Here is a 13,241-nt window from a genome sequence, read left to right as displayed (position 1 = left end):
TGCTAAGGAGTACTCATGGGCGTAGTCGATCCCTTTTCTGTTGCTCGGGCCGCGGGGCTTGAGCTGACCGGGAAGTCCGAGGGACTCACGCTCACCGACGGCACGATGGAGCTGCGCGCCGATTTCACCCGCATGCATCCGCGGCTCAAGCAGGGCCGTTTGCAGCAAGAGCTGCTGGTAAAGGCTGCGCGCACAAAAGGTATCGAGCGCCCATGGGCGATTGATGCCACGGCAGGCTTTGGCGAGGATTCGCTGCTGTTGGCGGCCGCGGGCTTTACCGTCGATCTGTATGAGCAGGATTGCGTGATCGCGGCACTCCTCAAGGATGCTTTGGATCGCGCGGCAGATGATCCGGCGCTTGCGACAGCCGTGGCGCGCATGCGCTTACATGCGGGCGAGGACAGTATTACCGGCCTTCGCCATACAGCTGAGCTGATCGGGCAGGGCGAGCTCGCGGCTCCCGACGTGGTGTATCTGGACCCCATGTTTCCCGAGCGTACTAAAAGTGCGGCGGTCAAAAAGAAGTTCCAGCTCCTACATCATCTGGAACAGCCGTGCGCCGATGAGGAGACGCTGGTCGAAGCTGCGCTTGCGGTGCATCCGCGCAAGGTCGTTATCAAGCGGCCGGTGAAGGGGCCGCTGCTTGCCGGCGTTAAGCCGAGCTATCAACTTGCGGGCAAGGCAGTTCGTTACGATGTTTTAGTGCCGCCGCGCCCGTAGCTTGCGTGCGATGGCTGGCACTCCGTCAGTGCCGTACCGATGCGGCGCCTATTTCCAAGGGTGCGACGTCAGGTGCCAGCCGCCGCAGTATTCGCATTTGTAGCAGGCCAAACCACGCCGCCCATGGTTTTCGCAGTCGGCCATGACTGCCTCGGCCTCGGCACGCGTGTCGTAACGGTTTTTGCGTTCGCACGACTTGTAGCGCCAGGCTTCATCGCGCTCGGCGTCCAGGGCGTCGCGGCGCTCATCCTCGCGCGCAAACAGGTCGCTCATATCGCCGCCGGTAGCAGCGCCCAAAAACTCGCTTTTGGCCTTTGACCAGGCGGCTCGCTTTTTGCTCCCCATCTGCTTCGCGCCCCTCTCCAAACGTTGGTATCATTGCTCAATCAAAGTGATACCAATAAACGTGAGGTCGCCGCGTGATGATCAGAAAAACCCTCGATACCGACATTCCCGCCGTCATGGCTGTCTATGACGCGGCCCGCGCCTTTATGCGCGCGCATGGCAACGCCACGCAGTGGCCCGAGGGCACGCCTTCTGCCGAGCAGCTGGCTGCCGATATCGCCGCCGGTGGCAGCTATGTGTGTGAAGTCGACGGCCGCGTGGTGGCGACGTTTGCATTTTTACAGGGCCCGGACGAGTGCTATGACGTAATTGAGGACGGTCAATGGCGTAGCGACACTCCGTACGCCGTGCTGCACCGTGTGGCATCCGACGGCACCGTGCACGGTATCGCGGCTGCGATGTTTGCCTTTGCCAAGGAGCGTGCCGATCACCTGCGCATCGACACGCATCAGGACAACCTGCCCATGCAGGGCGCGAGCCTCAAGGCGGGGTTTGAGCGCGCCGGCATCGTGTATGTGTCCGACGGTACACCGCGTGTTGCGTTTGACTGGCTGCGTGAGGCGTAAGAGCGACGCCTCATATCAATAATTCATGCGAACGAAACTGGCCCAGGTGGGGTCATTTTCGTTCGCTGCGCTGATTTGCAAGCCGGCTTTCGCAAGGCGCGAACCTACGAAAATCGCTGCGTGGCAACGCGGGGCGATGAGCTCGGTCGGGGGATAGGGCCCGCTTCGCCCGCCGGCCCGTAAATTGTATCATCCAGTGTGGGACGAGGATGCCCGTTGCCGTGTGCGATGGGCTTGCAATAAGAGGAGAGCCATGTCGAAGCAAGCGGTCGTTGGAATCTTGGCGCATGTCGATGCCGGCAAGACCACGTTGGCCGAGGCCATGCTATTCAACGCGGGTCGCATTCGCAAGCGCGGCCGCGTGGACGATGGCGATTCGCATCTGGACACTAACGCGATCGAGCGCGAGCGTGGCATCACGATTTTCTCGTCGCAGGCCGTGCTCGACCATGGCGATACCCATGTCATGCTCGTGGACGCGCCGGGGCATGTCGATTTTTCTGCCGAGGCGGAGCGCACATTGCGCGCGCTCGACTACGCGATTTTGGTTGTGGGCGCCAACGACGGCGTGCAGGGGCACACCGAAACCCTGTGGCGCCTGCTTGCGCGCTATGACATCCCGACGTTCATCTATATCAACAAAATCGATTTGGAGAATCCCGGCCGCGATGTTTTGCTGGCACAGCTCGGGCAGCGCCTTTCCGAAGGCTGCCTGGATGCCAACGAACTGCTGGCGGGCGGCGCCGTTCAGGAGGACGCTGCTGCGTTGGACGAGGCGGCGCTCGAGGAGTTTCTCGACGCAGGGGAGCTTTCGACTGCCACGCTTTCGCGGCTGGTCGCAGAGCGAAAGTTGTTTCCCTGCTTTGCCGGCTCGGCGCTCAAGGACCAAGGCGTGGACGAGCTGCTGGATGGCATATGTGCGCTGATGCGCGAACAGGCATGGCGCCCGGAGTTTGCCGCGCGCGTCTACCGCGTGAGCCGCGGAGATCGCGGCGAGCGCTTGGCATGGGTTAAAGTGACCGGCGGCACGCTGCATGCCAAGCAGATGATTGACGGACGTTCCGGTGCCGAGGCGTGGGAACAGAAGGTCGATCAGGTACGCATCTATAACGGCGAAAAGTATGAGCTTGCCCAAGAAGTTGCTGCTGGCGGTATTTGTGCCGTGACGGGTCTTGCACACGTTCGCCCAGGGGACGCCCTAGGCGCGGAGCCCGCGGGCGATGCGCCCGTCATTGCGCCAGTTCTCACCTATACGGTGCTTCCGGGTGAACACGATATCCACGCGGTGTTCAAAGCACTGACTGAGCTGGCGGACGAAGACCCCATGCTCGACGTAAGCTGGAATACGCATCTTGAGCAGATTCATTTGCAGTTGATGGGCGCCGTGCAACTCGAGGTCGTGCAGCGGGTGTTGGCCGATCGCTTTGGCCTTTCGATTGCGTTTGAGCCCGGCGGCATTCTCTATAAGGAGACCATTTCGCAGCCGGTCGAGGGCGTGGGGCACTTTGAGCCATTGCGCCACTATGCCGAGGTGCATCTGCGCTTGGAGCCGTTGCCAGCGGGTTCGGGCGTGCAGTTTGGGACCGTGACCTCGACCGACGAGCTCGATCTTAACTGGCAGCGTCTGGCGCTCACCAACGCTATGGAGCGCGATCACCTGGGCGTGCTGACCGGCTCGCCCATCACCGATGTGCGCATTACGCTCACGGGCGGCCGTGCGCATGCCAAACACACCGAGGGCGGCGATTTTCGCCAGGCCGCGTACCGCGCGATTCGCCAGGGGCTCATGCAGGCGCGCGAGGCCGGCGCGGCGGTGCTGCTGGAGCCGTGGTATCGCTTTGAGCTCGAGGTGCCGGGGGAGTGCGTGGGTCGGGCGCTCTCGGATGCTACGCGCATGGGTGCCGAGTACGAGCCGCCGACGATGGCGGGAGACCGGGCGAAGCTTGTGGGTCGCGTGCCGGCATCCGAGGTGCAGGACTATGCCCTGGAGGTAGCTGCCTACACGAGCGGTCGCGGGCATCTGTACCTGGAGTTCGCCGGCTATGCGGCTTGCCATGATGCCGAGCGCGTAATCGAGACGGCCGCCTATGAGCCCGAGGCCGATCTGCCCAACACGCCCGATTCGGTCTTTTGCTCTCACGGCGCCGGTTACACGGTCAAATGGTACGACGTCCCCGCCGCGGCGCACGTAAAGGTCGATCCCGCCACCTTCCGCCCCTGGCGAGCAGCAGACGCGGAGTTTTTCTGCCGTAGGTGATAGAAGGGCGGCCCTTTTGTTACCTGCTGTTGGTATAACTCGGTATAAGTTGGTATAACTATAGGCAGGGTTTGCCAATCCGAGGAGGCCGACATGAATCCAAATCCCTTTAAGCCCACGGCTGGCAAGCGGCCCCCGATACTCATCGGCCGCGAGTCGGTCATCGAAGATTTCGAGGAAGGGTTCGATAACGGCGCCGGAGCGCCGGGTAGGCTCATGCTCATTACGGGAAACCGCGGCTGCGGCAAGACGGTTCTCCTGCGGGAGCTGCAACGTCTGGCCAACGAACGCGGATGGGCGGTTGTCTCCGATTCCGCTTCGCTTGGCTTATGCGACCGCTTGGCCGATGCACTTCGCTCGAATAAACCCGTTGTGACGTCAATGGAACTCAGTCCATCATTCGGGCGCATGTCGGTCGAGGCGGCGCGTGCAAAGGGTGAAACGCTGCGCGGGCTGGTCAACGAGCGCCTTAAGAAGCTCGATCCAGGCAAAGGCATGCTGTTTGCGATTGACGAGGCACAATCGGCGTCTATCGAGGAACTGGCGGCTCTTGCCGTTCTCTACCAGCAAGTGCTCGGAGATCAGGATGCCACGGGCTTGCCCGATAGCGACCAGCGCGGTCTTGCGCTGGTGTTCGCCGGCTTACCCAGCATGGTTGACGATTTGCTCGAAGAGCCGAGCGTAACGTTTTTGCGGCGTGCCCAGCAGCGTACGTTGGGAGCGATATCTTTGCCCAAGGTGCGCGATTCGTATGTCCAGACGGTCAAAGACGCTGGTCTTTACATTGATGCGGAGACGGCGGACCTTGCGGCGCGCAGGAGCATGGGGCATCCCTATATGGTCCAGCTGGTGGGCTATTACATGTGGCGCTCTGCTGTCCGACGTAACTCGCAGGTCATTGAAAGGTGCGATGTCGAGGATGGCCATGCGGATGCCGTCTCCGAGTTCTATGAAGCAGTTGACGCTCCCTTGTATTACGGGTTGCGCAGTCCGCAGCGCCTATTTATCGAGGCCATGGCGGCTGACGGGGGCAAGCCGACGCGCATGGCGGACATCATTGAGCGTTGCGAGCGTACCCAGAGCTGGGCGAGTAAATATCGCGCAAGCCTGATTCGCGAGCGCATCATCGAGGCTGCCGGATACGGCCTCGTCCGGTTTACCGTGCCCATGCTGGGCGCGTACATTCGCGATCGTGTTTTATGGCATGAGTAGGGTGATAAAGGTGACGGAACAGAAGATGGGCCCGCAGGCTATCGAGGTGCGCGGTGCGCGCGTCCATAACCTCAAGGACATCGATATCGATATTCCGCTGGGAAGGCTCGTGGGCATTGCCGGCGTATCGGGTTCGGGCAAGAGTTCGCTGGCGCTGGGGGTTCTTTATGCCGAGGGCTCGCGTCGCTACTTGGAAGCACTCAGCACCTATACTCGACGTCGCCTGACGCAGGCCGAACACGCCCAGGTGGACGAGGTGCTGCACGTGCCGGCGGCGCTCGCATTGCATCAGCGCCCCAGCGTGCCGGGCGTGCGTTCGACCTTTGGTACCATGACCGAGCTCAACAACAGCCTGCGTCTGCTCTTTAGCCGTTGCGCCCATCACGTGTGCCCGCATTGCGGGGCACGCGTGGAGCCGAGCCTTAACGTGGCTGCGGGCCTGTCGCTCACGTGTCCGACATGCGGCCGCGAGTTCTACGCGCCGAGTGCCGAGGACCTTGCCTTTAACAGCGGCGGTGCATGCCCCACCTGCGGCGGCACCGGTGTCATGCGCGAGGTGGACGAAGCGAGCCTGGTACCCGACGAGTCAAAGACTATCAACGAGGGCGCGGTCCTTCCCTGGGGCACGCTCATGTGGGATCTGATGAAGCAGGTGGCAGGCGAGATGGGCGTGCGTACCGACGTGCCGTTTAACCAGCTCACGCCTCAAGAGCGCGACATCGTGTTCCACGGCCCGGCGGTTAAGAAGCACATTCTCTACGTTCCCAAAAACGGGGAGGGCGCCACGCCGCTCGACTTTACCTATTACAACGCCGTCTATACCGTTGAGAATGCGCTCGCCAAGGTCAAAGACGATAAGGGCCTCAAACGCGTTGCACGCTTTTTGCGCGAGGGGCCATGCCGTGACTGTGGTGGCACGCGTCTTTCCGAGGCTGCGCGCCAGCCCCAGGTGCGCGGTATCAATCTGGCACAGGCGGCGGCTATGACGCTGGGCGAGGCGATTGAGTGGGTGCGTGGGGTGCCTATGTCCTTGCCGGCCGAGATGCAGCCCATGGCAGCGGATATCTGCGATTCATTTTTGAGCACGGCCCGTCGTCTGGTCGACCTGGGTCTCGATTACCTTTCACTCGACCGCGCCGGTGCCACGCTCTCCACGGGTGAGCGCCAGCGTGTGCAGCTCGCCCGTGTGGTGCGCAACCGATCGACGGGCGTGCTTTATGTGCTGGACGAGCCTTCGATCGGCTTGCATCCTGCCAATGTCGACGGCCTGGTAGGCGTGATGCGAGATCTGGTGGATGACGGTAACACCGTGGTTGTTGTCGACCACGATACGCGCGTACTGGCGGATGCCGACTATCTGGTCGAGATGGGTCCCGTTGCCGGAGCAGGCGGCGGCAATGTGATCGCCGCTGGTACGGTAGACGAGGTCGAGCAATCGCAGGGCAGTCGCATCGCGCCGTTTTTGCGCTCAGAGTCCAAGCGCTTGCGTCCGCAGGTGACTGATGAGGAAATGTTCGACCAGGGCCATATCCGCATGGCAACCGAGGCCATCCATACCGTCAAACCGCTCGAAGTCGATATCCCGCGCGGCCGCCTTGTCGCGGTGACGGGCGTTTCGGGTTCGGGCAAGACGACGTTGGTGCTCGAGACGCTCATCCCGGCGCTCAAGGCGCAGGCAGCCGGCGAACGCTTGCCGGGGCACGTGCGTTGGGTCGATGCCGAGGGCATTGCCCGTGCCAACCTGATTGACGCCACGCCCATCGGTGCCAACGTGCGCTCGACGGTAGCGACCTATGCCGACATTCATGACGAGCTGCGCCGCGCCTTTGCACGTACGCCCGAGGCCAAGGCGGCGGGATATAAGGCGGGCGCCTTTAGCTACAACACCGGTGCCCTGCGCTGCCCTACGTGCGACGGCACGGGCTCGATATCGCTTGACGTGCAGTTTCTGCCCGACGTCGAGATCGTCTGCCCGGCATGCCGTGGCTCGCGCTACGCCGAGGCCGCCTCGCATATCCATCGCGAAGGCAAGGATGGCAGTCTGCTTACGTTGCCGCAGCTTATGGATATGAGCGTGGACGAGGCACTCGACGCTACGGTGGGACTCAAGAAAGTTCAGGTGCGCTTGCAGACCTTGCACGACCTGGGCCTGGGTTATCTCACGCTTGGCGAGCCCACACCGGCGCTTTCGGGCGGTGAGGCACAGCGCCTTAAGCTCGCGAGTGAGATGGGCCGCGTGCAGGATGATGCCGTATTCGTATTTGACGAGCCCACGATCGGACTACATCCGCTCGATGTTCAGGTGTTGCTGAGTGTGTTCGACGGACTCGTTGCCAAGGGCGCCACAGTTGTCGTGATCGAGCATGACCTCGACCTTATCCGCAACGCCGATTACGTGATCGACATGGGCCCGGGCGGTGGCGACGCCGGCGGGCAAATCGTCTGCGCCGGCACTCCGGGCGACATCGCAGTTTGCTCCGCAAGCATCACCGGCCGCTACCTATAGACAATGAGGCAAAGGGACAGTCCCTTTGCCTCATTGATGCCTATTTCACGCACTGAGCGGAGAGATAGTCGCGGAAGAATGGCAATTCAAATGCGACGAGCCCTCGTCCTCGCTCCCCGATGATGCCGGCGTCTATCATGCGGCGTCGGTAGCGGGAGACCTGCTGCGGCGAACGCCTAAGGCGCTCGACAAGGTCAGCGGTGGTGGACTCTTCCTCGTCATCGAGCATGGCGATGAGGAATCGCTTGTCCTCTGCAGTGAGTTCCCGATAGGTTGCCGCGAGGATTCGGTCGTCCATCTCGTCGCGCGCGATTTTGATTCCCAGGTCAAAGTCGCGTGACGAGATCTCCTTCGAATCGCTTGTGAGATCCCAGGCACGGTAGCCTACGAGTTGCAATAGGAAGGGAAAACCAGAGATCGAGCGAACGGCTCTATCGATTCCCTCGGCATCTGCCAAGCGATCGTTTTCCTGGATCGTGCGAATCAAGGCCTCGCGTACGTCATAGTCGGCAATGCGACCCAGATGATATTGTTGGGCGCGGCGAAGGAACGAGACCGTCTTGTGGTTCAGCAACGTCGAGACGTTGTTGGGAAGTCCCGCCATGAGCAGGGCGACGCGTTTCCCATCGGTCACAAAGTGCTGATACGTCGCTGCGAGCTGAATCATCTCGTCGAGTGTCGGGTCCACCTCGTCAACCGTGACGAGCAGACCGGTGCCCGCCTCGTTGAGCTGGTCGATGATGTCGCTCATGCGATAACGCCAGGTTGAGGCATCGTGGACACGATTGACCTCGATGCTGCCGAGCGGTGCAATTCCGAGGCCGGTGACTTCGAAGTGGTTGGACGGGTCGATGAGATGGGCTGCGGCGCGTTTCGCCCCGAACTCGAGTTCCTCAAGCATTCCCGGGAGCGCGGTCGTCTTTACGGCTATCCAGCCGTGGGATTCCGCCCTTGTCGCGAGCGACGACATGAGAGCGGTTTTACCGGTTCCACGCGCGCCTGAGAAGATCGAGGTCAATTCTGGGCGCCTGCGCTGGCTCAAGAAGGCACGGTCCAAATCCCGAATAATCTGTTGTCTGCCAGCGAGATGGGCGGGAACCTCACCAAAACTGGGGGTAAACGGGTTCTCGAGATATTCCACAAGGCTCTCCTTTCACACCGCCGTTTAACTTCATTTTACTTTAGTTAATTCTGATTAAAAGTGAGGCTCTTTATCTAGAGCATCAATTGGGCGTGTGTGCCATCGGCGTGGCGCCTGAATGTGACAAAGGGGCAGTTCCTTTGTCACATTCCCGGAAAGCCTGTTTGGCGTAGGGCCTCGTAGAGGACGATGGCGGCGCTGTTGGAGAGGTTGAGTGCGCTGATGCGGTAGTCGTCCGGATTGACGAAGTTGCCGCAGATATCCTGCCGAAGGATGGCCTCATGGCCGTCCTCGATATGCCCCAGCGATTCCTCGTGGGCTTCCCAGGCCTCGGCGTTATCGAGTGAGTCGCAATCGCGCAGCATCGGGATGCGCTCGCAACGCTCGGACGCCGCGGCAAGCAGTGGCTCGGGAATGCCCGAGCTCTCGCTGCCAAAGACCAAGTAGTCTCCATCGCGGTAGGTACTCTGCGCATAGGTGCGGCGTGCCTTTTTGGTCAGCAGATGCAGGCTACCATCGGCAGGGGAGAGGTCGTTGCGCGCAAGAAAATCCTCCCAGCCGGCATAAGTCGTCACGTCCAAGTTTTGCCAGTAGCCCAGGCCGGCGCGGCGCACTGTCTTGTCGTCGAGCGAAAAGCCCAGGGGCTCCACCAGATGCAGGCGGGCACCGGTAACCACGCAGGTGCGGCCGATATTGCCCGTATTGGCCGGAATCTCGGGCGCGTACAGCACGATGTTGAACATGAATCTCCTTGGCTCAGAACGAAAAACCACCACGAAGGGCACCTTCGTGGTGGTTTGGCGGTTACGTAGGCGGAAAAATGCCCGCTTGGATAAACCTAGGCGCGGTGCCAGTCGGTCAGACAGGCATCAAGGGAGGCGATGAGTGCATCCTTGTCCATGTGACGGCCGATGATGCACAGGCTCGTCATGCGGTCGCCCGTCTCGTCGTCCCAAATCTGCATGATCTCGGGGTTCTCGTCGATGATCTTCTGCTTCTCGCCCTCGGGCGCCGAATCGACAAACAGGCCGTTCTCCATCAGGCGCATCTGGTGGCCCGCCTGCTCAAACATGTAACACATGTCCGGATTGCCGGTCTGCCACAGCGGACCCTTGACGCGGATGACCTCGTCGGGCCACTCCTGCTCAACAAAATCGGTGAACTTCTGCAGGTCAAACGGCTTGCGGCGCGAGTACACAAAGGTCTCGATGTCGTACTCGAGCACCTCGGGGTCGTCGTGCTCTTCGGGATGCTCCATGGCCTCGATCCAGGCGGCGGAGTTGTAGGCGCGCATAAAGTCGAAGCGGTCGGTATCGAGCAGCTCCTCCATGGGGACCTCGCCGTTTTGGGCCTCGACGATCACGGCGTCTTTCTGCAGGCTGCGCACGATGGCCTTGAGCTCGGCGATCTGCTCGGGGCTCACGGTATCGGTCTTGTTGAGGATCAGCGTGGAGCAAAACTCAATCTGCTGGATGAGCAGGCTCTCGATGTCGTCCTCGTCGATATCCTCAGCCAGCAGGTCGCGGCCGCCGTTGAACTCGTCGTACATGCGGGCGCAGTCGACCACGGCCACGATGTTGTCGAGCGCGAGCTTGGGCTCGCCGCCCACCTTGGCCTCGTCGCAGAAGCTCGAGATGGTGTAGGCGATGGGGATAGGCTCACAAATACCCGATGCCTCGATGATGATGTAGTCGAACTTGCCCGAATCGGCGATGCCCTGCAGCTGGTTGGCCAGGTCATCCGAAAGCGTGCAGCAGATGCAGCCGTTGGTGAGCGGGATGAGGTCGTCGGTCTCGGAAAGGCCGCCGTCGGCGATAAGGCTGGCGTCGACGTTGATCTCGCCGATATCGTTGACGATCACGGCGGCGCGGATGCCGCCGTCGTTAGCGAGGATGTGGTTGAGCAGCGTGGTCTTGCCGGCACCGAGGTAGCCGGTAAGCATGATGATCTTCACGGGTTTGTTGGGCATGTGCCCTCCTTTGTTAGACATGGCTTACAGTTGAATCTTATGCCAAACGCCTGCTCTTATACCCGCGCGCCGGCAAATAACACAAGCTACTCCCAGGCTCCCCATACATCGGGGCAATAACCGACGGTGGCTTTTTTGCCGTTACGCACGATGGGCTCGGCCAAGACCTGCTGGTTCTCGAGCAGCTTGTCGAAGCGCTGACTGGGGGTGAGGTGCTGGATGAGTGCGAGCGTCTCCTCGTCCTTGGCTTTGGGGTTGAGCAACTTGTCGATGCCGCCGACCGCCTGCATCACGCTCGTGAGCTCGCCCTTGCTCATCTCCTTTTCCTTAAGGTCAATAAACTGCACCTTAATGCGGCGCTCCTTAAAATAGCGCTGGGCCTTCTTGGTGTCGAACGACTTTTTGGTGCCGAAGATTTGCACGTTCATAGTATGTTCCGCCGTTCTACCTGATAAAGTTGGTGCGCTCGCGATCGGCTTCGGGGGCTTCGATGCCGGCGGCCTGTCCTGCCTCGATACAGCGAAGGAGCCAGGCCATGTTCTTGCCGATGTTTCGCATGGTGGCCAGGCCCTCGGCGTCCTGGGTGGCCTCGCCCGGCATGGCACCAAACACGTTGTTCCAGTACGTGGACGCTACCACAGGCATCTGGTTGATGGTGAAGTACTTATTGAGCACGTCGAAGGTCGTCGACGTACCGCCGCGACGGGCGACGGCGACGGCAGCGCCCGGCTTGTGTTCAAAAGCCTTGCTACCGGCATAGAATGCGCGATCGAGTGCCGAGAGAATGCGGCCGCTGGGGTGCGCGTAGTAGACAGGCGAGCCAAAGACAAAGCCATCTGCCTGCTCGGCTGCAGCGATGAGCTCGTTGACCACGTCGTCGTCAAAGGTGCAGCGGCAATCGAGCTTGCCGCACTGACCACAGCCAATGCAGTCGCGAATGGGCTTGGCGCCCAGCTGGAACACCTCGGTATCGATACCCTCGGCATGCAATTGCTCGGCGACTTCGGCAAGCGCGCGAGCGGTGTTGCCGTTTGCCTTGGGGCTGCCATTGACCAAAAGAACCTTCATCACAAACTCCCTCTGCTTTCGGTGACTTCTGCAGAGGATTATCGCACGATGGGGGAGGCGGCGCGGGCGCGGCGTTAATCCAGTTTGGTACCTGGCACCTGCACGGCTTTCCCGAGCAACGCTTTGAGCTCGTTCAAAATGGAAACGGGCTGACGGTCGACGCCGTCCAGATGGAGCGTGGCCACGCGAATGGGCGGCTGATATTCAAGTGAGCCGATGAGCACGGGAGAGCCCAGGAACCGTTCGATGTCGTTTGCGATCTCGTCGATTGCCTCGGGGCCGAGCTCATCGAAGAGTGCCACGAACGTTGGTCCCGTCGAGCGGAACAGGCGGCCCTTGCCGCGCGAACAATCCATGAGGCAGGCGGCGCTTTCGGCGAGCACGCGGTCGCCTGCATCGAATCCAAAGCGGGCATTGACCTCGGCGATACCGTCGACCTTAATGGCAATAAAGCCTGCCTCGCGCGCCACGCGGCGCATCTCTCCAATAGCGTTGACCAGCGCGTGGATATCGCCCAGGCCCGTTACCGAGTCGGTCGTATCCGCTAGGCTTCGGTTGATGATAATGCCCACATACATGCTGGGCTCGGTATCGGTGCCGTCCAAGCGGTAGCCCGTGCAGTCGCAAAGCACGTATTTTCCGGTGGCATCCATTACGCGATACTGCATGTAGTGGAAGTGCCACGTGCCGTTTATCACCATGTCGAGCTCGGCACGTACGTTGTCGCGGTCCTCGGGATGAACGCGGGCGAGCCACATGCCGAGTGAGTTAAAAGGGTGCTGGGAGGGCAGGTCAAAATCGCGCACGGCGTTAACCGACCATTGCGATTCGCCCGTATCGAGATTGAGGATAAACGGATAGCGCGTCTCGGAGCTCATGGAGATCGCTTGGAACACCCGGTCGTTGCAGGGAAGCTGATCGACGATTGGGCGTTGCGGCGCGTCATCGTCTTTCGGTTGCTGCACACGATGCATAAGCTTATAGCGATACATCTTGCGATCGGCATCCATCGTCATCTGGCGACGCGTGTCGCCGGCAAGTGGATCGACGCGCGAGCAGCCAAAGCTAAAGCTGCCGATCATGGGCGCCTTGCCACCTGAGCTCGCCTCGATCAGCCCGGCACGTACCTGCTCCAAGCGCTGCTCGAGTTCAGTCTCGTTTGCGGAGAGCGAGATAAGCACAAACTCGTCTCCACCGATACGGAACAGCATCTCATCGTGCTCCATGGTTTCGGAGAGCGTGCGGCAGATGCCCAGAATATAGCGATTGCCTTCGGCGTGGCCAAACCTATCATTGCAATGTTTGAGATGGTCGATGTCAATATAGGCGCAGGTGAAGGGGTCACCTTTGTGCCAGAGTTGCTCGACGTGACGGTCGAATCCGTTGCGGTTGCCCAAGTTGGTGAGCGGGTCGATATAGGCGTTGCTCTCAAGCAGCCGGCGCTCTTGCTGCAGGAT

At 60.9% G+C, this 13,241-nt stretch carries 12 protein-coding genes; 5 read left to right on the top strand and 7 right to left on the bottom strand.

All coding sequences use genetic code 11. From position 1 onward, the window contains the following. Positions 1-15: 15 nt before the first annotated feature. Positions 16-720, top strand: a complete 705-nt coding sequence (locus tag ARB25_RS06185) for a class I SAM-dependent methyltransferase (protein WP_055286662.1) — start codon at positions 16-18, stop codon at positions 718-720. A 48-nt stretch (positions 721-768) separates the two neighbouring features. On the opposite strand, the gene ARB25_RS06180 is transcribed toward ARB25_RS06185, so the two are convergent. Next, on the bottom strand, positions 769-1,065 hold the full coding sequence (locus ARB25_RS06180; RefSeq protein ID WP_055286660.1) for a hypothetical protein: 297 nt from the start codon (positions 1,063-1,065) through the stop codon (positions 769-771). A 77-nt stretch (positions 1,066-1,142) separates the two neighbouring features. Here ARB25_RS06180 and ARB25_RS06175 point away from each other — a divergent pair, with 77 nt between their 5' ends. From ARB25_RS06175 to ARB25_RS06160, 4 genes are all read left to right on the top strand, one after another. Beyond that, positions 1,143-1,631: a GNAT family N-acetyltransferase gene (locus ARB25_RS06175; RefSeq protein ID WP_082421908.1), complete on the top strand. Its 489-nt coding sequence runs from the start codon at positions 1,143-1,145 to the stop codon at positions 1,629-1,631. A gap of 253 nt (positions 1,632-1,884) precedes the next feature. Continuing rightward, positions 1,885-3,888, top strand: a complete 2,004-nt coding sequence (locus tag ARB25_RS06170) for a GTP-binding protein (protein ID WP_055286657.1) — start codon at positions 1,885-1,887, stop codon at positions 3,886-3,888. Positions 3,889-3,981: 93 nt separating this feature from the next. Beyond that, a complete protein-coding gene (locus ARB25_RS06165) occupies positions 3,982-5,100 on the top strand; it encodes a DUF8462 domain-containing protein (RefSeq protein WP_055286655.1) in 1,119 nt (372 codons plus the stop codon). Beyond that, positions 5,093-7,606 (top strand): excinuclease ABC subunit UvrA, encoded by a 2,514-nt coding sequence (locus ARB25_RS06160; protein ID WP_082421907.1) that lies wholly within the window; start codon positions 5,093-5,095, stop codon positions 7,604-7,606. The genes ARB25_RS06165 and ARB25_RS06160 overlap by 8 nt, the downstream gene beginning before the upstream one ends. A gap of 40 nt (positions 7,607-7,646) precedes the next feature. Here the strand turns inward: ARB25_RS06160 and ARB25_RS06155 are convergent, their stop codons facing one another. The 6 genes from ARB25_RS06155 to ARB25_RS06130 all read right to left on the bottom strand — a co-directional run bounded on the left by ARB25_RS06155 (position 7,647) and on the right by ARB25_RS06130 (position 13,181). Next, positions 7,647-8,747, bottom strand: a complete 1,101-nt coding sequence (locus ARB25_RS06155; RefSeq protein WP_055286652.1) for a DUF8462 domain-containing protein — start codon at positions 8,745-8,747, stop codon at positions 7,647-7,649. A gap of 143 nt (positions 8,748-8,890) precedes the next feature. Beyond that, on the bottom strand, positions 8,891-9,490 hold the full coding sequence (locus ARB25_RS06150; RefSeq protein WP_055286650.1) for a tRNA (cytidine(34)-2'-O)-methyltransferase: 600 nt from the start codon (positions 9,488-9,490) through the stop codon (positions 8,891-8,893). A gap of 95 nt (positions 9,491-9,585) precedes the next feature. After that, entirely contained in the window at positions 9,586-10,716 is a 1,131-nt protein-coding gene (locus ARB25_RS06145) for a GTP-binding protein (RefSeq protein WP_055286648.1), read from the bottom strand. Between the two features lie 86 nt (positions 10,717-10,802). Further along, the gene (locus ARB25_RS06140; RefSeq protein ID WP_055252194.1) at positions 10,803-11,144 is read right to left on the bottom strand and encodes an arsenate reductase family protein; all 342 of its coding nucleotides are present in this window, start codon (positions 11,142-11,144) and stop codon (positions 10,803-10,805) included. A 16-nt stretch (positions 11,145-11,160) separates the two neighbouring features. Further along, a complete protein-coding gene (locus ARB25_RS06135) occupies positions 11,161-11,784 on the bottom strand; it encodes a flavodoxin family protein (RefSeq protein ID WP_055286646.1) in 624 nt (207 codons plus the stop codon). Positions 11,785-11,858: 74 nt separating this feature from the next. After that, entirely contained in the window at positions 11,859-13,181 is a 1,323-nt protein-coding gene (locus ARB25_RS06130; protein WP_082421906.1) for a diguanylate cyclase domain-containing protein, read from the bottom strand. Positions 13,182-13,241: the final 60 nt, after the last annotated feature.

Source organism: Collinsella aerofaciens (genome assembly GCF_001405375.1).
GTDB classification, from domain to species: Bacteria; Actinomycetota; Coriobacteriia; order Coriobacteriales; family Coriobacteriaceae; genus Collinsella; species Collinsella aerofaciens_F.
This window is presented reverse-complemented; position numbering and strand designations above follow the sequence as displayed.

What these genes read in the sequence shown, in the direction of transcription:
- ARB25_RS06170 (WP_055286657.1), top strand. Translation starts at nt 1,885, where the DNA reads ATGTCGAAGCAAGCGGTCGTTGGAATCTTGGCGCATGTCGATGCCGGC.
- ARB25_RS06160 (WP_082421907.1), top strand. Translation starts at nt 5,093, where the DNA reads ATGAGTAGGGTGATAAAGGTGACGGAACAGAAGATGGGCCCGCAGGCT.
- ARB25_RS06165 (WP_055286655.1), top strand. Translation starts at nt 3,982, where the DNA reads ATGAATCCAAATCCCTTTAAGCCCACGGCTGGCAAGCGGCCCCCGATA.
- ARB25_RS06145 (WP_055286648.1), bottom strand. Translation starts at nt 10,716, where the DNA reads ATGCCCAACAAACCCGTGAAGATCATCATGCTTACCGGCTACCTCGGT.
- ARB25_RS06180 (WP_055286660.1), bottom strand. Translation starts at nt 1,065, where the DNA reads ATGGGGAGCAAAAAGCGAGCCGCCTGGTCAAAGGCCAAAAGCGAGTTT.
- ARB25_RS06140 (WP_055252194.1), bottom strand. Translation starts at nt 11,144, where the DNA reads ATGAACGTGCAAATCTTCGGCACCAAAAAGTCGTTCGACACCAAGAAG.
- ARB25_RS06135 (WP_055286646.1), bottom strand. Translation starts at nt 11,784, where the DNA reads ATGAAGGTTCTTTTGGTCAATGGCAGCCCCAAGGCAAACGGCAACACC.
- ARB25_RS06175 (WP_082421908.1), top strand. Translation starts at nt 1,143, where the DNA reads ATGATCAGAAAAACCCTCGATACCGACATTCCCGCCGTCATGGCTGTC.
- ARB25_RS06185 (WP_055286662.1), top strand. Translation starts at nt 16, where the DNA reads ATGGGCGTAGTCGATCCCTTTTCTGTTGCTCGGGCCGCGGGGCTTGAG.
- ARB25_RS06150 (WP_055286650.1), bottom strand. Translation starts at nt 9,490, where the DNA reads ATGTTCAACATCGTGCTGTACGCGCCCGAGATTCCGGCCAATACGGGC.